This is a genomic window from Microbacterium allomyrinae (genome assembly GCF_020682705.1).
Lineage (GTDB): Bacteria > Actinomycetota > Actinomycetes > Actinomycetales > Microbacteriaceae > Microbacterium > Microbacterium allomyrinae.
This window is the reverse complement of record NZ_JAGTTN010000004.1, coordinates 297,245-318,835: the sequence shown is the minus strand read 5'-3', so window position 1 is coordinate 318,835 and position 21,591 is coordinate 297,245. Positions and strand designations below refer to the sequence as shown.

Genomic DNA, 21,591 nt, shown 5'->3' with positions numbered 1-21,591 from the left:
CGAGAGCGGAGCTCAGTCCTTGCGGCGGACCGGTCTGCGGGCGGGGACCCGCTCGCGCGAGCGCTACTCGGCAGAGGCGAAGTAGAGGCGTCCCTCCCCGCTGATCGCGAGCTCGCCCGCCTCGGGCACGAGCACGGCCTGCCCGCGACCCACGCGGTGCTCGCTGTCACCGCGCCGAAGCACGAACTCGCCGTCGAGCACGACGCCGATCGCGGGGCTGGAGGTGCGGATCGCGGCGTCCCCGTCGATGAGGCGCAGATCGAACGGCACGCCCTCGCCGGACGGCTGGGTCGCCGGGCGGTACACCGCGACGTGCTCGGATGGATGCCCGGGCGCCAGGTACGGCGCGGGGCCGTCGCTGAAGTCGAGGACGCGAAGGAGCTCGGCAACGTCCACGTGCTTGGGCGTCAGCCCACCACGCAGCACGTTGTCGCTCGGGCCCATGAGCTCCACCCCGAGGCCGCGCAGGTAGGCGTGGATGTTGCCGGCGGGCAGCCAGAGGCATTCGCCCGCCTGCAGCGTCGTGTGGTTGAGCAGCAGTGCGACGACGATCCCGGGGTCGCCGGGATACTGCGCGGCGATCCGCAGGACGAGCTCGAAACGCGCAGGCTCCCGGCGCGCTGCGGCCACGACCTGGGCGATCAGGGACGCGACCTCGCCCGCGCCCGACATCAGCCACTCGAACGCGGAGCGAAGCCCGCTCTCGCCGTTCAGCGCCACGAGCAGGGGGCGGAAGAGCGCGGGCTCGTCGGCGAGCGCGGCGAGCGCCTCGATGTCGGCGATGGATTCCGCGAGCGGGCGGAAGCCGCAGAGCGCCTCGAAGCCGTCCTCGACGGCGACGATCAGCTCGGGCTTCGCGTACGGGTCCTTGTAGTTGCGGTGAGCCGCATCGCGCGGGATGCCGAGGGCGTCCTCCTTGGCGAAGCCTGCGGCGGCGTCGTCGGGGGTCGGGTGCGCTTGCAGCGACAGCGGCGACGAGGCGGCGAGGACCTTCATCAGGAAGGGCAGACGCACCCCGTCCTGTCGCTCCCACTCCGCCAGGTCCGCCCACGGCGCGCCCGCCGCGCGGCTCGGAGACAGCGGATGGGCGCCGAGCCAGACCTCCGCCTCGAGCGCATCCGTCGGCGCGAGCCCGAATGCGCGCGAGATGCCGCCGGGAGTTCCCCATGCATAGTCGCGCGGCTCGTTGCTGATCGGGATGAACGTGGGCGAGGTCATTCGTGCCTTTCGAGGTCGTGGATCGGTGGGAAGGACGGATCTCACGGTTCCACTCAATCGTGGCATCCCACGGCGAGCGGGCGCGCGTCAGGACGTGGTGGGATGCCGCCAGTCGCCGATCGCCGCGCTCAGCGCCTCGTGCATCACCGCGCGGTCGGGGTCGAGCCCCAGCCACAGCCCGAGGTTGATCGCGGCCTGGTTCACCAGCATCCAGCGGCCGTCGAGGGTCGTGGCTCCGCGTCTCGCGGCTTCGCGCAGGAACGCCGTCTCGGGCGGGTTGGGGATCACGTCGCACACCAGCAGGTCTGAGCGAAGCGACTCGGGTTCGACGTCGAGCATCGCATCGGCATGCGGCGCGAGGCCCACCGACGTCGCGTTGACCGCGATCGTGGCGTCCTCGTCGATCGCGTAGGGCCCCTGCCACGCGGACGCCGAGGCGTCCACGCCGATACGTTCGCGCAGCAGTGCGGCGATGGCCTCGGCCTTCGCGGCATCTCGGTTCACGATCCGCACCGCGGCTGCGCCTGCCAGCGCGAGTTCGACGGCGATCGCGCGAGCGGCACCGCCGGCACCGAACAGCACGACCCGCTGTCCTCGCGGGTCGACGCGCGTGCGGAGCGCGGCGACGAACCCCTGGCCATCGGTGTTGTTGCCGGTGAGGCGCCGGTCCTCGCCCACCACGACGCAGTTCACCGCGCCGATGAGGCCCGCCGACTCGGCGAGGTCGTCCAGGAGCGGGAGCACGGCCTGCTTGTGCGGCAGCGACAGGCTGAATCCGAGCCAGCCCATCGCGACCGCGCCACGCACCGCATCGGCGAGGTCGGCGGGCTGCACGTCGCAGTTGACGAAGCGCGCGAGCACTTCATGGTGCGCGTACGCGGCTTCGACCATCGCCCCGGTCGGATTGCCGCCGGCAGGAGAGGAGAACGATCCGGTCAGGTTCTTTCGCAGCGGTGTCGGCGCCGGGCGTGGGTTCGTCACGGGTTCGTCTCTCTCGTGTCGGGGTGATCCCAGACTGCCACGCCGCGCCCCGGCCTCAGCGTGGCGATCAGAGCCCGACGGCCGCCATGCCGGCCTCGTCGTACCGGTTGCCGGCGACGCCGATCCGATCCGCAAGGCCGTCCAGGTCGGCGATGTCGTCCGCGGACAGCCGCACCGTCGTCGCGGCCGCGTTCTCATCGATGCGCTCCCGGCGGCGGGTGCCGGGAATCGGGGCGACGAAGGGATGCTGGGCGAGCAGCCAGGCGAGTGCGATCTGGCCGGGCGTCGCCTCACGCTCCTCGGCCAGCGCACGCACGTGGTCGACGAGGGCCTCGTTGGCGCGGAGGTTCTCGGGCTGGAACCGCGGCACCCTCGCGCGGATCTCGCCCGCGGCGAACGTCTGATCGGCGGCGACCGTGCCGGTGAGGAAGCCCTTGCCGAGCGGGCTGAACGGCACGAATCCGATGCCGAGCTCGGCACACGCGCGCAGCACCTCGCTCTCGGGGTCGCGCGTCCACAGGGAGTACTCGCTCTGGACCGCCGTCACGGGGTGCACCGCGTGCGCGCGCCGGATGGTCTGCGCGCCGGCCTCCGAGAGGCCGAAGTGGCGCACCTTGCCGGCCCGCACGAGATCGCCCACCGCACCCGCGACGTCCTCGATCGGCACGGCGGGATCGACCCGGTGCTGGTAGAACAGGTCGATCGCATCGACACCGAGGCGTGCCAGAGAGGCATCCGCGACCCGACGGATGTTGTCGGGGCGGGAGTTGACGCCCTGCATGGCGCCGTCGACGATGTTGAACCCGAACTTCGTCGCGACCACGACCTGGTCACGGATCGGGGCGATCGCCTCTCCGACCAGCTGCTCGTTGTCGTAGGGGCCATAGACCTCTGCGGTGTCGATGAACGTGACACCCTGCTCGACGGCGTAGCGCAGCACCCCGATCATGTCGTCGCGATCGCCCGGATTCGGGCCGTAGCTCATCGACATGCCCATGGCGCCGAGTCCGATGGCCGAGACCTGCAGTCCCTGGCCGAGAGTGCGTGAATGCATGCTTCTCCTCCAATGCGTTCGGCGGATGCCGGGGCCCCTCGATCTCGGAGGGCTCGCAGTCCACGCTAGGAGGCGCGGGCGTGCGTTGGGAGGGCCCGTCGGAACCTCCCTCGCGGGCTACGGGAGCGGGTGGTCGTGGATGGCCGAGCTCGACGTCGCGCCGTTCAGCTCGAGATAGAGCTGGCGTTCCGTGACCGAGAGGGTCATCGTGTTGCGGCGACCGATCGCCGCGACGGCGCCATCAATGAAACCCGGGTCGAAGCTGTACAGGGTGATCTCGTCAGCGCGGTGGATCCGCTTGCCGGCCCAGGGCGCGAGCACCTTCGCGGGATCGCGATGCGTGTAGATCACGGTCCGGTCGGCGAGCTTGCTCGCGTAGTGCAGCCGCTCCGCATCGGGGGCGCCGATCTCGATCCACGCCGTGATCCGGCCCGTCAGGTCGCGAACCAGCACCGCAGGCTCGTCGACCTTCGAGATCCCCTCGCTGAACGCGATGCCCTCCTCGAACTCGAGCAGATAAGCGAGTACTCGCGTCATCATGTACGCGTCCGTCTCGGACGGGTGCCGCGCCACCCGCAGCGTGACCTCGTCGTAGACGCCGCGGTCCACGTCTGCCAGCTGCACCGCGAAGGTGTGGATCGTTGCCCCGAGTGCCATAGCGACCGAGCCTACGCGTTCGCAGGCGCCCCCTCAGCGACTCATCCGTGTTTCCGCTTCGTGAGGCCGGATGAAGATCTCGTTTCCCGACGGCCTCGTTCCCGACCCGTCCTCTAACTTGGTCACAGCACAAGTAACTTGGTCACTGATCAACTGAGGGAGAAGAAGTGACAGATGTCCTGATATCCGGGGCCGGTCCCGTCGGTCTCTGGCTCGCTGCCGAGCTGCGCCTGCGCGAGATCGACGTCGTGGTGGTGGAGACGAGGAGCGAACCCGTCGCCCACTCGAAGGCGTTGACGATCCATCCGCGGACGCTGGAGCTGTTCGCGCAGCGAGGCGTCGCCGACGAGTTCCTCGACCACGGGCTGAGGATCCCCGCCGGGCACTTCGGCGCTCTCGAGCAGAAGCTGGACTTCCGCGCTCTCGAGACGCCGTTCCCGTTCACGCTCCTCTTTCCCCAGGAGCGGACCGAGCGCATCCTCGAACGACGGGCGCGGGATCTGGGTGCGGATGTGCGCCGGGGGAACACCCTGGTGGACTTCGACGAGACCGCCGATGGCGTGCGTGCACGGATCCGCCGCGCCGACGGCAGCGAAAATGCCGTCACGGCGACGTTCATCGCGGGGTGCGACGGCGCAGGCAGCACGGTGCGCAAGCGCGCGGGGATCGACTTCCCCGGGACGGATGCCGACACCTTCGGCATCCTGGCCGATGTCTCCCTGACCCGGCCTCCGGCGGTGCCCCTGTACGGCTTCTCTGCGATGACGGGGCAGGCCATGGTCGTGCCCCTTCCGGACGGCCAGCACCGGATCGTCGGCATCGACCCGCTGTGGCAGGAGCCGATCGCCGGAGAGCTCGCCTTCGATGAGTTCCGCGAGAGCATCCGCCGTATCTGCGGGCAGGACTTCGGAATGCACTCGCCGTCGTGGGTCTCGCGCTACGGGAACGCGTCGCGGCTCGCGACGACCTACGCGCGAGGCCGCGTCGCCCTCGCCGGAGACGCCGCACACATGCACTTCCCCGCGGGCGGGGTCGGGATGAACGTGGGGATCCAGGATGCTCACGGGCTCGGCTGGCGGCTCGCCGACGCCGTGACCGCGCTCGCTCCCCCCGCCGCCGCACTGCAGGAATACGATCGCGAACGCCGGGCCGTCGGCGCGGCACTCCTGGCGAGCACGCAGGCGCAGACCGCGATCCTCGCCGCGTTCGACCCCGACAGCCAGGCCTTGCGCGCCCTGCTGAACACGCTCATCGCCGAGGTGCCCGAGCTCTCGCGCACTCTCGCTGCGCGATTGTCGGGCCTGGACGTGGCATACCCGGCACCGGCCGGGGCGCATCCGCTCGTCGGCCGCCGGCTCGTGGATACCGTCGACGGCGTCCGCTCCGCCCAGCCGGTGCTCCTGCACCCCGCGCCGCTCGACCGCGACCTCGCCGATGCCCTCGCAGGCGCCCGGGTCGAGACCGCGCCGACGACCCACGACATCGCGATCCTGGTGCGACCCGACGGCCACGTCGCGTGGGCAGCCGAGGCGGGCCAGGCGACCCCGCAGGCGATCGGCGACGCGGTTCATACGCTTCGCCCCGGCGCCGGCACAGGCACCGGCACCGGCACCGGCACCGGCACCGGCACCGACTGAGACCTGCAGCACCCACCGACAGAAGGAGCACCACATGCCCATCATCCGCACCGATCCCGCCGGCCTTTACGCTGTGCCGGGCTTGATCAGCCTCGTCGCCGCACCCCACGACGCCGACCTCGTCTACCTCTCCGGCCAGATCGGCTGGGACGCCGACGGCGTCATCCAGGACCCAGGAGACCACGCCGCGCAGACCGCGCAGATCGCCCGGAACATCGACATCGCACTGGCATCGCTCGGGGTGACACGCGAGGCGATCGTCAAGGAGACCGTCTACGTGGTCGATTGGAGCCCGGAACTCATTCCGGTCGTGATCGGAGGACTGCGCGACGGGTCGGCAGCGCCGGCCAGCACCCTGGTCGCCGTCGCCGCCCTCGCGTTCCCCGACGCCCTCGTCGAGGTGGAGGTCGTGGTCGCCGTTCCGCGACCGGCTCACCCTCGGCCCTGACTCAGCGGGTGGACCGGGCGTGGGAGATCAACGCGTCGAGGCCGAATGCGAAGCGGTCGTCGAACGAGTCGGTCAGCAGGACGTCCTCCACGCCGACGAGCACCGGGTAGTGCGCAGCCGTCACCTCGGATGCGAAGCGGTCCCGGTGCTCGGCGGTCGTCGCCTGCTCCTCCTGGACGAGCCCGATGAGGAAGTAGTGCAGTCCCCAGAACGCACGCACGGCGCTCACCCGTGTCGCGCCGCTGTCGAGCAGGGCAGCGACGATCGCTTCGCCGACGCGGAGCGTGTTCTGCTCGACGACGCTCGTCCCGGCCACCAGCCGCGCTCCGTCGCGGCGCGTGAGCAGTGCGCGCCGGTAGCGGTGCAGGATCTCTTCGACACGCTCGGCGGGATCCTCGGGAAGATCATCGAGGGTGAGGCCCGCCATGATCGTGTCGGCCATGAGTTCGAGCAGGCGCGCCTTCGTCTTCACCTGGAAAGACACCGTGTTGAGGTGGGCGTCGAGCCGGCGCGCGACCTCGCGCAGTGCCACGGCTTCCAGCCCGCGCTCGTCGAGGATCTCGAGCGCGGCGGCGATCACATCCTGTCGCCCGTAGCGTTTCGATGCCACCGCGCCACCCATCTCTCCTCGCGACCGCCGAGTGCGCATGGTCACGGACCAAGCATAGAGAAGCCCGGCCGCCCATCCCGCGGCGACGGCCGCCTCAGGCAGGCCGATCGGCGGAGCCGGTCCGACGCTCGCGGGGCTCCGGCGGCGGCGGCACCTCTTTCGCCGCGATGATGTCGGCCACCGCGATGCGCTCGATGCCGCGCTTTCCATCGACGACCACGGTCACGGCATCCGCGCTCAGCAGTTCGCCGAGCGCATCGGTCGCCTGTCCCGATGCCAGCAGGTACCGCACCACCACGCGGTGTCCGGGCTCGGGGAGGATCACCATGCGCCGGGCGCGTAGTCCTTGAGGAAGACGCCGAACAGATCCTCGCCGGCCTCGCCGCGGACGATCGGGTCGTAGACGCGCGCCGCGCCGTCGACCAGGTCGAGCGGGGCATGGAAGCCCTCTTCGGCCAGACGCACCTTGGTCGGATGCGGGCGCTCATCGGTGATCCACCCGGTGTCGACGCTCGTCATGAGGATGCGGTCGGTCTCGAACATCTCCCGGGCGCTGGTGCGCGTGAGCATGTTGACCGCCGCTTTCGCCATGTTGGTGTGCGGATGCCCCGGGCCCTTGTACCCGCGACCGAAGACGCCCTCCATCGCGCTGACGTTCACGATGTAGGTGCGTCGCGCCCCGCTCGCAGCCATCGACGGGCGGAGCTTGGAGACCAGCAGGAACGGCGCGGTCGTGTTGGCGAGCTGCACCTCGAGCATCTCGAGCGGATCGACCTCGTCGACGCGCTGAGTCCAGGAGTTGACGTGGTCGACGTCCGGGATGAGTCCGCCCGCATCGATCGCGGTGCCGGCGGCGAGGCGCTCCAGCGAGCTGGAGCCGGCGGCCATCGCCTGCTCGGTCAGCTCGTCGGCGCGCGACGCGGCGGCGGCGAGGATGGGGTGGGCCGAGACCGAGCGCTCGAGAGCCTGCGGATGCTGGTCGTTGGTGTGACCGAAGGTCACGAGCTCGGGGATCGGCCCGTTGGGCAGGGGTGCGAGCTCGGCGTCCACGAGCGGCTGATACGCGCCCGGGGAGCGGCGCACGGTCTGGGTGGCGTTGTTGATCAGGATGTCGAGGGCGCCTGCCGCCGCGACGTCGTCGGCCAGGCCGATGACCTGCGCGGGGTCGCGCAGATCGATCCCGACGATCTTCAGGCGGTCGATCCACTCGGGCGCATCCGGAAGACTGCTGAATCGGCGCACCGCGTCGCGCGGGAAGCGCGTCGTGATCGTCGTGTGGGCGCCGTCGCGCAGGAGCCGCAGCGCGATGTACATGCCGATCTTCGCGCGGCCGCCGGTGAGCAGGGCGCGCTTGCCGGTCAGATCGGTCCGCGCGTCGCGCTTGGCGTGACTCATCGCCGCGCACGACGGGCACAGCTGGTGGTAGAACGCGTCGACCACCGTGTAGGGCTGTTTGCAGATGTAGCACGCGCGCGCCTTCATCAGCGTGCCCGCGGTCGGCGCGGTGGTGGACGTGCTGATCGGGATGCCGCGGGTCTCGTCATCGATCCGGTCCGGCGCTCCCGTCGCGGTGGCTGCGACCACATCGCGGTCGGCCTGCGCGATCGCGTCGCGGATCTCGCGCCGACGCACCTTCTTGACCGCCTTGAACATCTTCGCGGTCGCCTGGCGCACGGCGACGAAGTCGGGGTGGGTCTCATCGAGTCCGGCCATGCCGTCCAGCACCCGGAGGGTGGCTGCGAGATCCGCCGGGTCGATGCCGCTCGGCGGCAGGGCGGAAGGGGCAGGAGTCTCGGCGGGCACACGCGATTCTACGTCGGCGTGCATGCGCGGAGCCTGTTAGCGTGCCACGGTGACCTCCGCCACCGCCGATCAGCCCGACCCTCGCCGCATCCACGTCTCCGCCGCCGTCATCCTCGACGAGGAGGGCCGGCTGCTGCTGGTGCGCAAGACCGGCACGACGGCGTATATGCAGCCCGGAGGCAAGCCCGAGCCCGGCGAGTCCGCGAGCGAGACCCTCAGCCGCGAGCTCGCCGAAGAGCTCGGCCTCCGGGTCGATCCGCAGACCCTGCGACCGCTGGGCGCATTCACCGCCGCCGCGGCGAACGAACCGGGCCACCTGGTGGTGGCCGATGTGTTCGCCGCGGACATCGGGTCCCAGCATCCCGTCGTCGGCGCCGAGATCGCCGAACTGCGCTGGATCACCCGGGCCGACGCCGACGATCTCGACGTCGCCCCGCTCGCGCGCGAGTACTTCCTGCCGCGCTGAACGGTCGAGGAATCGGCGGCAGCGTCGGCTCCGCGCACAGCCGCTACGTACATCGAGTTGCGACTGCTATCGCACCGAAGCGCGCACGTCGTCGCGGACCACGAGTCGGTCGCCCTCCCATTCGACGGGCATCGCGTCGGTGATCCCGCCCACGAAACGGCCGTCCGCACCGAGGTTGCGGAACGCGAAGAGCAGCCACTGTCCGTCGGTGCGCCGCCGCAGCAGCCGCCCCACGTAGAGTCGCTCGTCGGTGAGCGGGTAGGCGCCCTCGATGTCGAAGGGGCCCAGCAGGCTCTCGGCGGGCACCGCCCACGTTCCGCCTGCGGCTGCGCGCCGGGCCCCGGTCGCGTGCTCTGCGAGGCAGGAGAAGATGAGCACCGGCCGGCCGTCGACGACCTCGACCTGCGTGACTTCGAGTTGACCGAATCCGTCGACGCTCGGGGCGGTGAGGGGCTCGCGCAGCTCCCACGTGCGCAGGTCCGACGACCACGCGTGGCCGATGACGCCGCGTCCTTCGACCGGGCCATGCGGGGCGCGGGCCGTGATGAGCATGTGCCAGCCGTTCCCGCCGGGGTCCGCGAAGACCCACGGATCGCGGAAGGCCTCGTCGTGCCAGGCGCCGCTGTCGAGGGTCTCGTACCAGGGACCTCGCGCTTCGAGCACCGGTCCGCCGGCCTTCGTCCAGGTCTCGCCGTCGGCGGAGGTGGCGTATCCGATGCGCTGGACGTTCTTGCCGTCCGCTGCGAGCGATGCTCCCGTGTAGAAGAGGAACCAGGTGCCGTCGGGATGGCGCACGACCGAGCCCGTCCAGGTGGCGAGGTCGTCGAAGGCCGGGGCGTCGCTGCGCACGAGCGCATCGGCGATCTGCGTCCATTCGACGAGATCGCTCGACACGGCATGGCCGATTGACGCGCGGTAGTGTCGCGCATCGGGGTCGTGGAGCGCACGCGAGGCGTAGAGGAAGTAGAGGTGGTACTGCTCGCCGTCGTCGGCGAACCAGTAGTCCCAGACCCAGGAGCCGGGCAGGTCGAACATGGCGTGATCCTTCGGTTCTTCGGCGCCGTGCGCCGGTCGGTCGGTGAGTCCCCGCCCGACGGGTCGGGGGGATCGGGCGGATCGCCCGGGGAGTGCTAGTGCTGGCGCGCGGCGAGTTCGACGCGACGCGGGGGGTCGGCCCCCGGCCGCGACACGGTGATCGCCGCCGCGTACGCCGAGCGCCGCAGCAGTTCTTCGAGATCCTCGAGACGGATGCCGCCGCCCGGCGCGCGCAGCGCCGCCCCCGCGCCGTCGTGCATGAGCACCCCGTCGATGAGCGTGCCCATGAAGGTGTCGCCCGCCCCGACGGTGTCGACCACCGTGGTGCGCACGGCCGGAATGCGGATGACGGAGTCGGCCGTGACGGCGACAGCCCCCTCGGACCCGAGGGTGACGACGACGAGCGCCGGTCCCCGCGCCCGCCACTCCTGCGCCACCTCGACGAGATCTCGGTCGGGATGCAGCCATCGGAGGTCTTCGTCACTCGCCTTGACGATGTCGGCGAGCGAGACGAGCTCGGCCACCCGGGCACGCACCGCCGCGGGATCGTCGACGAGCGCCGGGCGGATGTTGGGGTCGTACGTCACCGTGGCATGCTCCCGCGCCCTGCGCACGAGCGCCGCGACCTGCGATGCCCCGGGTTCGAGCACAGCCGCGATCGACCCGATATGCAGCAGATCCGCAGAGACCACGAGGGCGCCGTCGACGCCGTCGAGGTCCCAGTCGAGGTCGAATTCGTACGTCGCGGCGCCGCTCTCGTCGAGATGCGCGACCGCCGTGGACGTGCGCGGCGCGGCGGCGACGGCCACCACGACACCCGAATCCTCCAGCCACCGGCGCACGCGCAACCCGCGGTCGTCGTCCGCGAAGCGGGTCACGAGGGTGGGCCCCAGACCCAGGCGTCCGAGCACCAGGGCAACGTTCGCGGGGCTGCCGCCGGGTGTCTCGTCGATCGAGCCCGACGCGCGGTGCACGATATCGACCAGCGCCTCGCCCACGACGACGATGCGGGGAACCGGGCCTGCGGCATCCGTCATCCCTTCACCCCGCTCGCGGCGATGCTGCTGACGAACGCCCGCTGGAAGATCAGGAACACGATGAGCACGGGCAGCGTGATCAGCGACGTGTACGCCATGACCTCTCCCCAGGCGGTGTTGAGCTGGAAGAAGTACTGCATACCGACCATGACGGGCCGCAGCTCCTCTTTCTGCACGACCATGAGCGGCCACAGGTACTGATTCCATGCCGGCAGGAAGGTCAGGATGGCGACGGTCGCGAACGCCGGACCCGACAGCGGGACGAGGATGCGGCGGTAGATCGTGAACCAGCTCGCACCGTCGATCCTCGCCGCCTCGTCGAGCGACTTCGGGATGGTGGAGAAGTACTGCGTGAACAGGAAGATCGAGAACGCGTTCGCGATGAACGGCACGATCTGCACCTCGTACGTGTTCAGCCAGCCGAAGTCGTACTTCACGACCCCGCCTTCGAGCACGAGCGTCGGCAGCTGGGCGACCCAGTAGACCATCGGCACGGCGATCGTCTCGAACGGGACGATGAGCGTGGCGATGACGATGGCCAGGACGACGAAGCGCCCCTTCCACTCCAGCCGCGACAGGGCGAAGCCGGCCATGGAGTTCACGATGAGCCCGAGCCCCACCGTGAGAACCGTCACGAGCACCGAGTTGAACAGGAACTGCGCGACGGGCACACGGTCGAAGACGCCGAAGTAGTTGTCGAGGCTGATGTCACCGACCGGCAGGAACGCCATCGGCGAATCGATGTCCTGCAGGATCTGGCTGTCGGGCTTGAGGCTCGAGACGAACATGAACACGAGCGGGAAGAGGAACACGATCCCGAACAGCGACATGGCGAGGTAGAGGAAGACCTTGCCGCGCCGGCGATGCGACTTCTCGCTCGCGCCCGCGGCCCGGCGCCCCGATCGGCGCGGCGCCGGCGCACCGGTGGTGAGGGTTTCTGTGGCGGTCATGACTCAGTCCTTGTCTCGCGTGAGGCGTCGCTGGATCAGCGCGATGACCAGCACGGCCACGAAGAAGATGAGCGAGATCGCCGCGGCGTAGCCGATCTCCTGCTGCTCGTAGCCCTTGCGCACGGCGTAGTAGACGATCGTCGAGGTGGAGTTGAGCGGTCCACCCTGGGTCATCACATCGACCTGCACGAAGAGCCCGAGGGCGGCGATGGTGATCGTGACGAGGACGAACACCATCGTCGGGCGAAGCCCGGGCCACGTGACGTTGGTGAACTGCCGCCACGGGCTCGCGCCGTCCATCCGGGCGGCCTCGTAGAGCTCTTCCGGGATCGTCTGCAGGCCGGAGAGCCAGATGATCATGTGGAAGCCGACCGCCTGCCAGATCGACAGGACGATGATCGCGCCGAGCGCGGTCTGCGGATCGTTCAGCCAGTCGACGCCCGACCACGCCCCGAAGGTGAGCGCGTCGATCATCGAGTTGATCAGCCCGTCCTTCTGGTACATGAACTTCCACAGGATCGACACGACCACGATGGACGTGACGACCGGGATGAAGAAGATCACGCGGAACGCGGTGACACCCCTCATGCGGCGGTTCACGAGCACCGCGAGGAGCAGCCCGAGACCCGCCTGAACGGGAACGACGACGAGCGCGAAAACCGCGGTGTTCCCGACCGACTGCACGAGCACCGGGTCGGCGGTGAACGCGCGGATGAAGTTGTCGAACCCGACGAAGCGCGGCGGGTTGGGCGAGATGAGTCGCGCGTTGGTGAACGAGAGCGTGAAGGCGAGGATCACGGGGATCACGAGGAACAGCACCAGGAGGATGCCCGCGGGGGCGATCATCCCGAGCCCGGCCCATGTCTCGCGTCCCTTGATGGAGCGGAATCGACGGATGGCGCGCCGTGGCTGTTCGGCGGCGACCGTCGGCGGTGTGACAGTCATGGCAGATCTCTCTGTATATGCGCCGGCGGGGGCGTACGGCCCCCGCCGGCGCAGGGAATCACTCGAAGCCGTAGCCGTCGTTGGAGGCGATGTTGGCGTCGATCTCGGAGACGGCCCGGTCGAGCGTCTGCTGGACGTCGGCGCCGTTCATGATGTCTTTCGCCGCGGTCTCGAAGGTGCTCGAGATGACCGCGTAGGCGGGGGTCTCGGGACGCAGCACGGCGTACTCCTGCGAGAACTCGACGAAGGGACGCAGCGCGCCGTCCTCACCGAAGTACTCCGAAGCCTCGGCAGCCGCCTCGGTCGCGGGGATCACGACCTGCTTGTCGGCGAACTCGGTGATGTACTCGTCCTGGAAGCTGAACTCCAGGTACTCGCGCGCGCCGTCCGCGTCGTTGCAGTTCGACGAGATGGCCCACTGCCACGAGCCGCCGCCGATCTTGGGTCCGGTGCCGAGGTCCGGCGGAGGCAGGATCAGCAGGTCGTCTCCGACCGCGTCGAGCGCCGTGACCGCGTTCCAGACGCCCGTGTAGCTGAGGGCGACCTCGTCGTCGATGAACTCCTGGTTGCCGATCGTCCCGGCGTTGCCGGCGAAGCCGTCGGCGAAGAGCCCGCCGAACCATTCGCCCCACGCCACGGCCTCGGGCCCGTTGAGGACGCCGTCGGCGCTGAGCATGGTGGAGCGGTCGATGAGGTCGCCGCCGAAGCTCTGCAGGAACGGCGAGTACGCGTACGGCCACCACTCGCCGGTGTCTTCGGCGCCGATGTCGATGGGCGTCTCGTAGCCGGCGGCCTTCAGGGTCGACAGGACCTCGGTGAACTCGTCCGCGGTCCAGGGTTCCTCGACCGTCGGGATGCGGATGCCGTTGGCGCTGAGCACCGACTCGCGCGCGAAGATCGAGAGCGCGGCATCCCAGTAGCCGGCCGAGTAGATCTCGTCGTCCCAGACGCCCACCGCGGTGGGCAGCAGCGAATCGGTCAGCTCCGTCGGCAGCTCGAGGGGCTGCAGGTAACCCGCCCACGCCCAGTTCGGCATGATCGGGCCGTCGAGGTCGAGCAGGCAGGGAAGATCGCCGGATGTCGCGGCCGCGACGATCGCGTCGTTGTAGGCGCCCTGGGGGAAGGACTCGTGGACGACCTCGTACTGATCCTGCGATTCGTTGAAGTCCGAGATGATCCGCTCGTAGACCTCGAGCTCGGCGGGGTTTCCCGCGGAGTGCGTCCACATGGTCAGCTGGGTGCGGCCATCCTCGGTGGTCGCGCTGTCCTGGCCTGCCTGACCGCATCCGGTCAGGGCGAGCGCTGCGACCAATCCAGCCGATACGAAGATCGGCGTCGTTCTGCGCATATCTGTGGTTTCCTTTTGTTGGTGACCGACGCCCGCGTCGATCGCTCGTCGGTGGCTGCCTAGGGCAGCCGTTCGGTGTGTAGAGCCCGTCGCCGGTTCGGTTTGGCGACTTGCGCCGGTGGCGGGCCCACGGAGTCTCGTCTGACGACGGGACACTCCATAAGGTGTGCGGCGTCCTCATCCCCTTCTGCGCGGACGCCGAGCGCGACCTCCATCGCCCAGCGACCCATTGCGTAATGGGGCAGGGCGATCGTGGTCAGTGGGGGATCCTGTTCCGCGGCGACGAGCTGCTGGTCGTCGTAGCCGATGACCGACAGGTCGCGCGGAATCTCGAGGCCGCGGTGGCTGGCGGCGGTGTAGACGCCGATGGCCATGCGGTCGTTGAAGCAGAAGATCGCGGTGGGCCGCTGGTCCTCTGGAAGATCGAGCAGCTTCTCGGCGGCGGCGCGACCGCCCTGCGCGGAGGTGTCACCGGTCACGTGCAGCGCCGGTTCGGCGGAGATGCCGGCCTCGGCGAGCGCCTCGAGGTAGCCCTCGTGACGAAGGCTGGAGGCGATCGGAGCGTCGTCGGTGTCGAGGTAGGCGATGCGCCGGTGCCCTGCCGCGACGAGTTCGCGCACCGCCGCCGCTCCCCCGGCACGATCGTCGGGTACGACGCTGCGGAATCCGCCCGTCGCCGGCCGGCAGTCGAGGAGGACGGTCCCTGCGGGCAGGCCCGCGGGCGGGTCGATCACGCGATGCCACATGCTCGCGTAGATCATGGCGTCGACCTGCTGCGCGGTGAGGGCGCTGATCGCGTCGCGCTCGATCCCGGCGTCGCCATCGGTGTCGACGAGGAAGACCAGGTGCCCGCTCTCGCGCGCCGCGTCCTGCGCGCCGGCGAGCATGCGTCCCGCGAAGGGCGTGGTCGCGATCCGGTCCGAGATGAGTCCGACGGTTCGCGTCTTCTGCGTGCGCAGGCCGCGCGCCACCGAGCTGGGCGTGTAGCCGACTTCCCTCGCGGCGTCGCGGACGCGCTGGCGGGTCTGCTCCGGGATGCGTGACTCGACGTCGTTCATGACGAGCGAGACGGTCGTCACCGACACGCCCGCCGCCGCCGCGACGTCTGAGATCCGCACCCTGGTCACTTCGTCACTCCCTCGTGATAAATCGATTTATCGTACGCATCACGATTATCGGGTGCCCACGTCGGTTTCGTCAACCCCCGCTTCGAACGCCCGCGCCGCTACCGGGCCGCAGCGCTGATCGCGGTGGCGAGCTTGCCGACGGCCTCGGGCAGTGCGCGCTCCCTGTCGTCGGCGAGAGTCTGTGCGGCCTCGGCGAGCTCGTCGTAGACGAGGACCTCTTCGCCGGCACGGCGCGCGAGGACACGCGCCCGCTCGATCCGCGTGACGAGGAGGAGTGCGTCACGTTGGTCGCCGAGATCCGTCTGGAGACGGTGGGCCGCCTTCGCGATGCGGCTCATCCGGCGCCCGAACAACCTGGGCGGCTCCGCCGTCATGGCCTCCACCGCATGGCGAAGTCGCCGTGCCCGCTTCCTCAGGGTGTGCGGGGACTGCCGTGACCGCGTCGAGCGCTGCGCTCGGCGCAGCACCCGCTGCGCTGCGCGGACGAGGGTCTGACGCACAGCGGAAGCGGGCGCCTCGGACGCCGGCAGGAGAGGGGGGTCGTCCGCGAACGCGTGGAGTTGAATCCGCGCCTGTCGCAGTCTCTCCAGGTCGTGGATCTCGACGATGCGCCGCTGTGCGGCCACGGCGGCTTCCCGTTCCGGCTTCACCAGACGGGCGGGGATGCGTGCCTCCGGGCTCCGGGGCGACACCTCGCGCAGGAGCGCAGCGGCGAACTCGATCACGACCTCGTGATCGCGCACCACCCCCAGTGCCGTGCCCCACTCTCTGAGTCCGGCGCGGGTCTTCGCCACCGCGGACTCATCGAACAGGTCCCGGAAGACCCGCAGCACATTGCGGAGTCGGCGCACCGTGGTCCGATGCCGGTGCACGCCATCCGGTTCGCCCGCCAGCGCTGCTCGCTCGGTCTCGTCGAACTGCCCGACGAGGTCGCGGATCGCCGCAGTGATCGCCTCGCCGGCGGTGATGTCCTTCATGAACGCGGCGAGTGCTAGTCGCCGCCGTAGTTGCCGAGGAGCGGTCCGCTCGGCGCCTCCGAACGCCGTTGCACCTCCATCGGATCGAGACCCGCCGGCTCGGCGATCCGCGCCGGCATGGCATCGGACTCCTGCGCCGGAGCCCATTGCGGCTGCGTCTCGAGCCGCAACCGCTCGGTCGCGGCGTGTTCGACGAGCACCGGGATGAAGTCGCGCACCCTGGCGCCCGCGAGGTCGTCGAGCTCTTCCTGCACGATCTGCCCGATGTGCTCCCTGCCGATACCGGGGAACCGCATCGCGACCCGGTTCGTCACCGCGACGAATTCGGCGTCGTCCTCGCCTGTTTCGCTCATAGCCGCATTGTGAGGCGTGGATCGTGGGCCCCACAAGTACCTCGGCGCATCGGCGCTTCTCGGGGATACCCGGCCGGCATCCCGAGCTGCTCGCCGATGGTTCAACCTCGAGATCGGGCCGCAGCTCGAAGCCGTCATAGCGACCAGTGCCGAGCTGCAAGACCGCGCGCTGCTCAAGAAGGTCGGCATGGCCGCCGCGATGGCGCACGCCCTGCGCGAGCGCGGCGTCGAGGACGCCGTTGCGGCGATGGCCGGCGAGGTCGGCGTTCTCGCCTTCCGTGACGGCTACGACGCGTGGACGGCCGACGGCAACACCCGCGATCTGAACGAGCTCGTGTCAGAGGCACTGCAGCGCGTCCGCAGCGCCGCCGGCAAGCTCGGCTGACGACCTGCGGCCGCCTCGGTATCGCGCCTCAGCCGGTTGCAGGATGCTGCAGCAGCCGGTGCACGGCCTGCAGTGATTCCAGGGCGTCGTCCAGCGCCCGGCGCTGCTCGTCCGTCAATTCGGCGACGGCCTCATCGACGGGCCGCGTCCACGCGTCCGAGATCGCCCGGTGTTCCGCGATGCCCCGATCCGTGGGGCGGATGCGCCAGACTCGGCGGTCGGCGGCATCCTTTCCCCGCGAGACGAACCCGCGCTGCTCCAGCGTGCGAAGCGCCGCACTGACGTTCGGCTGCTGCAGGCCCAGTGTCGCGACCAGCTCCCCCACGGTCGAGCCCGGGGCGTCGATGACCTGCTTGAGCAGGGCGATCTCGGTCGTGGGGATCGGGCCGACACCGGCACGCTCGGGGGTGTGACGGTGGATCGTCCACGCCAGTTCGCGGAGCACCACGCTCAGCTCTGAACGCAGGGCGCTGCTCGGCTCGGCGTGTGCGGCGGTGGACTCGGGGCGCGTGGGTGTCGGCATGACGGCGCCATCCTATCGAGGGGCATTCCGGTCTATCGAGCGGGATCCCGTTCCATCGAGCGGAATTCCGTCTCTCGAGGGGTCTCCGGCCGGGCCGCGAGGAGGCGCAGGACCCGGCCGGAACCCGGTCGGCGGCTCAGAAGGGCTGAGCGAGAATCTCGAGGACGTGGTGAGTCGCGGCGATGTTGTCGAAGTCGGGCTTGCGGCCCTGTTCCCATTCGGCGATATCCAGGCACGTCTGCACCACGAGCTTGCACCGCTCGTAGCGTCGCTCGGTGTAGTCGGCGAAGGCCTCCTCGTACGACGAGTGCGCATCGAGGCTGCGGGCGAGCACGACGCCGTCCTCGATGGCCTGGGCCGCACCCTGGCCGAGGTGGGGCGTCACCGCGTGGACGGCATCGCCGACCAGCACGATCCGGCCCCGATGCCACGGAGCCGGTGCGATGAGCGCCTCCTCGGGCCGGAGCACGATGTCGGCCGGGTCCGCTCGCGCGATGACCTCGTCGCGGGCCCACGCCGTGAGCCCGCCGTACGCCTCGATCTCCCCGGTCAGGGCGTCGACGATGTCATCAGCGCTCGGGCGGGCGTCGCGCGCCATCTCGGCGTTGAAGAAGAAGTACGCCATGTCCTTGCCGATCGGGACGAACCCGGCCATGCCGGTGGGGCCGGTCTGGAGGATGATGCGGTCGATCTCGGGCCGGAGCGGAACGTTGATCCGGTAGGCGGACTGTCCGATGTAGTACGGCGTCAGCTCTGTCGGCAGGACGTGGCTGCGCACCTGGGAGCGGACGCCGTCGGCGCCGACGACGATGTCGAAGTCCTGCGACGACTCGTCGTCGAAGACGACGGTCACCTTGTCGTCGTCGGGCTCGAGCCTCAGGAACGAGGTCGCGTACCGGATCTCGACACCGACCTCGTGCGCCCGGCTCGTGAGGATCTCGTGCAGTTTGGGCCGCGTGACACCGTTCATCGGGGGGAACTTCGACTGCTCGAAGGTGGCTCCGGGTATCTCTCGGATGAATTCGCCGTCGACGTCGTACATGCTGCCCCAGGCGCTGGCCGCGTATCCCGCGTCCAGGCACTGCTGGGCGCAGCCGATCGCGTCGAGGGCCCGGAGGGCGTTGGCCGGCTGGATGATGCCGACGCCGAACACGGACGAGTGCAGGTCTGCCTGCTTCTCGATGACCGTGACGTCGAAGCCGACGACGCGCAGAGCGATCGCGGTGGACAATCCGCCGATTCCGCCGCCCACGACCAGGATGGTGCCGCTGTTCATGCTTCGATCCCCTACATCTTTGTGAGTTCCGGCCGGCGCATTCGCTCGGCTCATGATCGGGAACGCTAGCCCGGCTGAAGCTTCATCGCCCGCCTGCAACGCGAACAATATGTTTGCATATATATGTCTACTAATGTTTTGCTCATCCGGGCGACGATGGCGGAGGCGCCGGATCCGATGGCGCCCCAGCCGGCCGATGGCGGCCGGTCGACGGTCTGCGACGATGCGGGAGCCACGTGATGAGAGATGTCGACACGGCGACCCCGACGCCGACGCGTGCGCCGACGGCGCCGATCCTGACCCTGACCGGCATCGGCAAGGCGTTCGGCGGCGCGGCGGCGCTGCGCGACATCGACTTCGACGTCCGCGCGGGCGAGATCCACGCACTCGTGGGGATGAACGGCGCGGGCAAGTCGACACTGGTCGGCGTCCTCAGCGGGCAGCACACCCCCGACGACGGCATCCTGACCATCGACGGCCAGGTGCTCACGGGGCTGACCCCGCGCCGGGCGCGCGAGCACGGCATCGTGACGGTCCCGCAGAAGCGCGATCTCGTTCCGACCCTCACGATCGCGGAGAACCTGCTGCTGGGCGAGCTTCCCCGCAGGGGCGGCGTGATCTCGTGGAAGGCCGTGGACCGGGCCGCACGCGCGGCGCTCGACGAGGTCGGACTGGATCTGGACCCCGACGTGCTCACCGGCACGCTCACCGCGGCGGAGCAGACCATGGTGGAGATCGCACGCGAAGTCCGCCGCGGCGGACGCGTGCTGATCCTGGACGAGCCCACGGCGTCTCTGGGCGGGGCCGCCGCAGAGCAGGTGCGCACCCTCGTCCGACGACTGCGCGCGCAGGGCACGGCGATCATCTACATCTCGCACCACCTCGACGAGATCCTCGATCTCGCCGATCGTGTCACGGTGCTCCGCGACGGGCGCCGCCGGCTCACCGTCCCGGTCGCCGAACTCGACGAAGCGGCGCTCGTCTTCGCGATCGCGGGCGAGCACGTCGATGTGGAGCGGCCGCCCTCCGTGCGAACCCCCGGCGACGATCTGCTGAGCATCACGGGTCTGGTCGTCGGGCATCGGCTGACGGATCTGTCGCTGCGCGTGCGCTCCGGCGAGATCGTCGCGGTCCTCGGACCCGCCGGCGATGGGCAGTCGGTGCTGTTCCCCGCCCTGTCGGGACAGCTCAGTCCGGACGCCGGAACCCTCGACATCGACGGCGCCCACGTGCCGTGGGCCGATGTGCGCGCCGCGCTCCGCAGCGGCCTGCGGTGCGTCACGGGCGAACGGCTGGCGTACGGGCTGATTCCCGGCCTCAGCGTGGACGAGAACATCGTGCTCGCGGAGGATCGACGCGCTCGGCGCCGATGGATCGCCTGGCGATCCCTCCACCGTCGCGCCGCAGCGATGCGCGAGCGGTTCGGGGTTCGCACGATCCAGGCCGACCCGCCGGTGTCGCAGCTGTCGGGAGGCAACCAGCAGAAGGTGCTGCTGGCCAAGTGGCTCGCCGGTGCGCCGCGCGTCTGCTTCCTCGAGGACCCCACCAACGGCGTCGATGTGCGCGCCAAGGCCGACATCCACCGCCTCATCGATGCGCTCGCCGACGGCGGCGCGGCCGTTCTGCTGGCGTCCTCGGATGTCGCCGAGGTACAGCGGCTGGCCGACCGCGTCATCGTCGTGACCGCCGGACGACCGACGGCGATTCTCGACACCGCCGAGACGACCCGGGACGAGCTCGTCGCCCTGACTGTAGGAGGTTCTGCCCGTGAGTGACACCCGAACTCCGATGACGGCGACCGTCGCGCTGCGGCGCAGGTCCCCGCGCGTACGCAATCTGACGTCCCACGCGGGTCTCGTCGTGGTGCTGCTGCTGCTCGTGGTGGTGACGGCGATCGGCTCCGACGTGTTCTTCACGGCACCGAACGTCATCAACGTGCTGCGACAGGTGAGCGTGCTCGCCGTCATCGCCGCCGGACTCACCGTCCTGATGATCTCGGGCGGCATCGACTTCTCGATGGGATCCAACGCCATCGTCACGATGGCCGTCGTCGCCCAGCTCATCGCGGCCGGCGTGCCGTCGATGTTCGCCGTCGCCGCAGGCGTGGCCATCGCCACGGTGATCGGCCTGGTGAACGGCCTCATCATCACTCTCACCCGCGCCGCGGCCTTCGTCGTGACACTCGCCACCGCGACGCTGCTCGACGGGCTGGCGCTTCTCGTGCTCGACGGGCTCAGCGTGTCGGCCGGCGAGGAGCTGTCGGCGTTCGGATCCGGCGGAATCCTCGGTCTGCCGTATCTGCTGATCATCGCGATCGTGGTCATGGTGGTGCTCGGACTCACGCTCAAGTACACGATGTTCGGCCGGGACGCGTTCGCGATCGGAGGCAACGAGGCCGCGGCCCGGCTCAGCGGGATCGCGGTCAATGCCCGCAAAGTCGCCCTCTATGCGCTGATGGGACTGCTGGCCGGAGTCGCCGGAGTCATGCTGCTCGGGCGACTGGGCGCCGCGAGCCCCGGCGTGAGCGGGCTGACGATGGAGCTGCAGGCCGTCGCCGCCGTCGTCATCGGCGGCACGTCGCTCGCGGGCGGCAAGGGAACGATGACGGGCACCGCGCTGGGCGTCCTCCTGCTCGGGGTGCTCGCCAACGCGCTCAACCTCCTGGGCGTCTCGAGCTACCTCCAGATCATGGCGGTCGGTGCGGTGCTGCTCATCGCCGCGATCGCCAACTCCTGGCGCGGACGCCGCTGAGCGTCGCGCC

At 69.9% G+C, this 21,591-nt stretch carries 23 protein-coding genes; 6 read left to right on the top strand and 17 right to left on the bottom strand.

The window, feature by feature from the left end; genetic code table 11:
- Window positions 1-63: 63 nt before the first annotated feature.
- The 4 genes from manA to KEC57_RS13980 form a co-directional block, all read right to left on the bottom strand.
- Window positions 64-1,218 (bottom strand): mannose-6-phosphate isomerase, class I, encoded by a 1,155-nt coding sequence (gene manA / locus KEC57_RS13995; RefSeq protein ID WP_229385254.1) that lies wholly within the window; start codon window positions 1,216-1,218, stop codon window positions 64-66.
- An 87-nt stretch (window positions 1,219-1,305) separates the two neighbouring features.
- Window positions 1,306-2,199: a shikimate dehydrogenase family protein gene (locus KEC57_RS13990; RefSeq protein WP_229385253.1), complete on the bottom strand. Its 894-nt coding sequence runs from the start codon at window positions 2,197-2,199 to the stop codon at window positions 1,306-1,308.
- A gap of 67 nt (window positions 2,200-2,266) precedes the next feature.
- Window positions 2,267-3,253, bottom strand: coding sequence for an aldo/keto reductase (locus tag KEC57_RS13985; RefSeq protein ID WP_229385252.1), 987 nt, complete (start codon window positions 3,251-3,253; stop codon window positions 2,267-2,269).
- A gap of 117 nt (window positions 3,254-3,370) precedes the next feature.
- A complete protein-coding gene (locus KEC57_RS13980; RefSeq protein ID WP_229385251.1) occupies window positions 3,371-3,910 on the bottom strand; it encodes a YaeQ family protein in 540 nt (179 codons plus the stop codon).
- Window positions 3,911-4,077: 167 nt separating this feature from the next.
- Here KEC57_RS13980 and KEC57_RS13975 point away from each other — a divergent pair, with 167 nt between their 5' ends.
- Window positions 4,078-5,547, top strand: a complete 1,470-nt coding sequence (locus tag KEC57_RS13975) for an FAD-dependent monooxygenase (RefSeq protein WP_229385250.1) — start codon at window positions 4,078-4,080, stop codon at window positions 5,545-5,547.
- Window positions 5,548-5,581: 34 nt separating this feature from the next.
- Window positions 5,582-5,995 carry a RidA family protein gene (locus tag KEC57_RS13970; protein ID WP_229385249.1) on the top strand — a complete coding sequence of 138 codons (414 nt, stop codon included), beginning with the start codon at window positions 5,582-5,584 and terminating at the stop codon, window positions 5,993-5,995.
- 1 nt (window position 5,996) lies between these two features.
- On the opposite strand, the gene KEC57_RS13965 is transcribed toward KEC57_RS13970, so the two are convergent.
- The 3 genes from KEC57_RS13965 to KEC57_RS13955 are packed head-to-tail and all read right to left on the bottom strand — an operon-like array spanning window position 5,997 to window position 8,432.
- The gene (locus KEC57_RS13965; RefSeq protein WP_229385268.1) at window positions 5,997-6,644 is read right to left on the bottom strand and encodes a TetR/AcrR family transcriptional regulator C-terminal domain-containing protein; all 648 of its coding nucleotides are present in this window, start codon (window positions 6,642-6,644) and stop codon (window positions 5,997-5,999) included.
- 55 nt (window positions 6,645-6,699) lie between these two features.
- Window positions 6,700-6,933: a putative acetyltransferase gene (locus tag KEC57_RS13960; protein ID WP_229385248.1), complete on the bottom strand. Its 234-nt coding sequence runs from the start codon at window positions 6,931-6,933 to the stop codon at window positions 6,700-6,702.
- Entirely contained in the window at window positions 6,927-8,432 is a 1,506-nt protein-coding gene (locus KEC57_RS13955; protein WP_229385247.1) for an SDR family NAD(P)-dependent oxidoreductase, read from the bottom strand. The genes KEC57_RS13960 and KEC57_RS13955 overlap by 7 nt, the downstream gene beginning before the upstream one ends.
- A 25-nt stretch (window positions 8,433-8,457) precedes the next feature.
- Between KEC57_RS13955 and KEC57_RS13950 the strand changes: the two genes are divergently transcribed.
- Complete coding sequence (locus tag KEC57_RS13950) at window positions 8,458-8,874, top strand: NUDIX hydrolase (RefSeq protein ID WP_229385246.1); 417 nt, start codon at window positions 8,458-8,460, stop codon at window positions 8,872-8,874.
- Window positions 8,875-8,940: 66 nt separating this feature from the next.
- Here the strand turns inward: KEC57_RS13950 and KEC57_RS13945 are convergent, their stop codons facing one another.
- The 8 genes from KEC57_RS13945 to KEC57_RS13910 form a co-directional block, all read right to left on the bottom strand.
- Window positions 8,941-9,909, bottom strand: a complete 969-nt coding sequence (locus tag KEC57_RS13945; protein ID WP_229385245.1) for a family 43 glycosylhydrolase — start codon at window positions 9,907-9,909, stop codon at window positions 8,941-8,943.
- Between the two features lie 95 nt (window positions 9,910-10,004).
- Entirely contained in the window at window positions 10,005-10,946 is a 942-nt protein-coding gene (locus KEC57_RS13940) for a carbohydrate kinase family protein (RefSeq protein WP_229385244.1), read from the bottom strand.
- A complete protein-coding gene (locus tag KEC57_RS13935; RefSeq protein ID WP_229385243.1) occupies window positions 10,943-11,896 on the bottom strand; it encodes a carbohydrate ABC transporter permease in 954 nt (317 codons plus the stop codon). The genes KEC57_RS13940 and KEC57_RS13935 overlap by 4 nt, the downstream gene beginning before the upstream one ends.
- 3 nt (window positions 11,897-11,899) lie before the next feature.
- Complete coding sequence (locus KEC57_RS13930; RefSeq protein ID WP_229385242.1) at window positions 11,900-12,841, bottom strand: carbohydrate ABC transporter permease; 942 nt, start codon at window positions 12,839-12,841, stop codon at window positions 11,900-11,902.
- A gap of 58 nt (window positions 12,842-12,899) precedes the next feature.
- Window positions 12,900-14,189 (bottom strand): sugar ABC transporter substrate-binding protein, encoded by a 1,290-nt coding sequence (locus KEC57_RS13925; protein WP_229385241.1) that lies wholly within the window; start codon window positions 14,187-14,189, stop codon window positions 12,900-12,902.
- Between the two features lie 59 nt (window positions 14,190-14,248).
- Entirely contained in the window at window positions 14,249-15,316 is a 1,068-nt protein-coding gene (locus KEC57_RS13920; protein ID WP_229385240.1) for a LacI family DNA-binding transcriptional regulator, read from the bottom strand.
- A gap of 98 nt (window positions 15,317-15,414) precedes the next feature.
- A complete protein-coding gene (locus KEC57_RS13915) occupies window positions 15,415-16,293 on the bottom strand; it encodes a CHAD domain-containing protein (protein WP_229385239.1) in 879 nt (292 codons plus the stop codon).
- 14 nt (window positions 16,294-16,307) lie between these two features.
- The gene (locus tag KEC57_RS13910; RefSeq protein ID WP_229385238.1) at window positions 16,308-16,646 is read right to left on the bottom strand and encodes a three-helix bundle dimerization domain-containing protein; all 339 of its coding nucleotides are present in this window, start codon (window positions 16,644-16,646) and stop codon (window positions 16,308-16,310) included.
- A 16-nt stretch (window positions 16,647-16,662) separates the two neighbouring features.
- Between KEC57_RS13910 and KEC57_RS13905 the strand changes: the two genes are divergently transcribed.
- On the top strand, window positions 16,663-17,031 hold the full coding sequence (locus KEC57_RS13905) for a hypothetical protein (RefSeq protein ID WP_229385237.1): 369 nt from the start codon (window positions 16,663-16,665) through the stop codon (window positions 17,029-17,031).
- Between the two features lie 28 nt (window positions 17,032-17,059).
- Here KEC57_RS13905 and KEC57_RS13900 read toward each other — a convergent pair whose 3' ends face one another.
- Together KEC57_RS13900 and KEC57_RS13895 are read right to left on the bottom strand one after the other, a co-directional pair.
- Window positions 17,060-17,554: a MarR family winged helix-turn-helix transcriptional regulator gene (locus KEC57_RS13900; protein WP_229385236.1), complete on the bottom strand. Its 495-nt coding sequence runs from the start codon at window positions 17,552-17,554 to the stop codon at window positions 17,060-17,062.
- 136 nt (window positions 17,555-17,690) lie between these two features.
- Complete coding sequence (locus tag KEC57_RS13895; RefSeq protein ID WP_229385235.1) at window positions 17,691-18,830, bottom strand: FAD-dependent oxidoreductase; 1,140 nt, start codon at window positions 18,828-18,830, stop codon at window positions 17,691-17,693.
- A 239-nt stretch (window positions 18,831-19,069) separates the two neighbouring features.
- Between KEC57_RS13895 and KEC57_RS13890 the strand changes: the two genes are divergently transcribed.
- Window positions 19,070-20,605, top strand: a complete 1,536-nt coding sequence (locus tag KEC57_RS13890; RefSeq protein ID WP_229385234.1) for a sugar ABC transporter ATP-binding protein — start codon at window positions 19,070-19,072, stop codon at window positions 20,603-20,605.
- Window positions 20,598-21,581 carry an ABC transporter permease gene (locus KEC57_RS13885; protein WP_229385233.1) on the top strand — a complete coding sequence of 328 codons (984 nt, stop codon included), beginning with the start codon at window positions 20,598-20,600 and terminating at the stop codon, window positions 21,579-21,581. Before KEC57_RS13890 ends, KEC57_RS13885 begins: the two co-directional genes overlap by 8 nt.
- Window positions 21,582-21,591: the final 10 nt, after the last annotated feature.

What these genes read in the sequence shown, in the direction of transcription:
- KEC57_RS13915 (WP_229385239.1), bottom strand. Translation starts at nt 16,293, where the DNA reads ATGAAGGACATCACCGCCGGCGAGGCGATCACTGCGGCGATCCGCGAC.
- KEC57_RS13985 (WP_229385252.1), bottom strand. Translation starts at nt 3,253, where the DNA reads ATGCATTCACGCACTCTCGGCCAGGGACTGCAGGTCTCGGCCATCGGA.
- KEC57_RS13900 (WP_229385236.1), bottom strand. Translation starts at nt 17,554, where the DNA reads ATGCCGACACCCACGCGCCCCGAGTCCACCGCCGCACACGCCGAGCCG.
- KEC57_RS13980 (WP_229385251.1), bottom strand. Translation starts at nt 3,910, where the DNA reads ATGGCACTCGGGGCAACGATCCACACCTTCGCGGTGCAGCTGGCAGAC.
- KEC57_RS13890 (WP_229385234.1), top strand. Translation starts at nt 19,070, where the DNA reads ATGAGAGATGTCGACACGGCGACCCCGACGCCGACGCGTGCGCCGACG.
- KEC57_RS13940 (WP_229385244.1), bottom strand. Translation starts at nt 10,946, where the DNA reads ATGACGGATGCCGCAGGCCCGGTTCCCCGCATCGTCGTCGTGGGCGAG.
- KEC57_RS13925 (WP_229385241.1), bottom strand. Translation starts at nt 14,189, where the DNA reads ATGCGCAGAACGACGCCGATCTTCGTATCGGCTGGATTGGTCGCAGCG.
- KEC57_RS13965 (WP_229385268.1), bottom strand. Translation starts at nt 6,644, where the DNA reads ATGCGCACTCGGCGGTCGCGAGGAGAGATGGGTGGCGCGGTGGCATCG.
- KEC57_RS13895 (WP_229385235.1), bottom strand. Translation starts at nt 18,830, where the DNA reads ATGAACAGCGGCACCATCCTGGTCGTGGGCGGCGGAATCGGCGGATTG.
- manA (WP_229385254.1), bottom strand. Translation starts at nt 1,218, where the DNA reads ATGACCTCGCCCACGTTCATCCCGATCAGCAACGAGCCGCGCGACTAT.
- KEC57_RS13930 (WP_229385242.1), bottom strand. Translation starts at nt 12,841, where the DNA reads ATGACTGTCACACCGCCGACGGTCGCCGCCGAACAGCCACGGCGCGCC.
- KEC57_RS13945 (WP_229385245.1), bottom strand. Translation starts at nt 9,909, where the DNA reads ATGTTCGACCTGCCCGGCTCCTGGGTCTGGGACTACTGGTTCGCCGAC.
- KEC57_RS13970 (WP_229385249.1), top strand. Translation starts at nt 5,582, where the DNA reads ATGCCCATCATCCGCACCGATCCCGCCGGCCTTTACGCTGTGCCGGGC.
- KEC57_RS13955 (WP_229385247.1), bottom strand. Translation starts at nt 8,432, where the DNA reads ATGCACGCCGACGTAGAATCGCGTGTGCCCGCCGAGACTCCTGCCCCT.
- KEC57_RS13935 (WP_229385243.1), bottom strand. Translation starts at nt 11,896, where the DNA reads ATGACCGCCACAGAAACCCTCACCACCGGTGCGCCGGCGCCGCGCCGA.
- KEC57_RS13960 (WP_229385248.1), bottom strand. Translation starts at nt 6,933, where the DNA reads ATGGTGATCCTCCCCGAGCCCGGACACCGCGTGGTGGTGCGGTACCTG.
- KEC57_RS13910 (WP_229385238.1), bottom strand. Translation starts at nt 16,646, where the DNA reads ATGAGCGAAACAGGCGAGGACGACGCCGAATTCGTCGCGGTGACGAAC.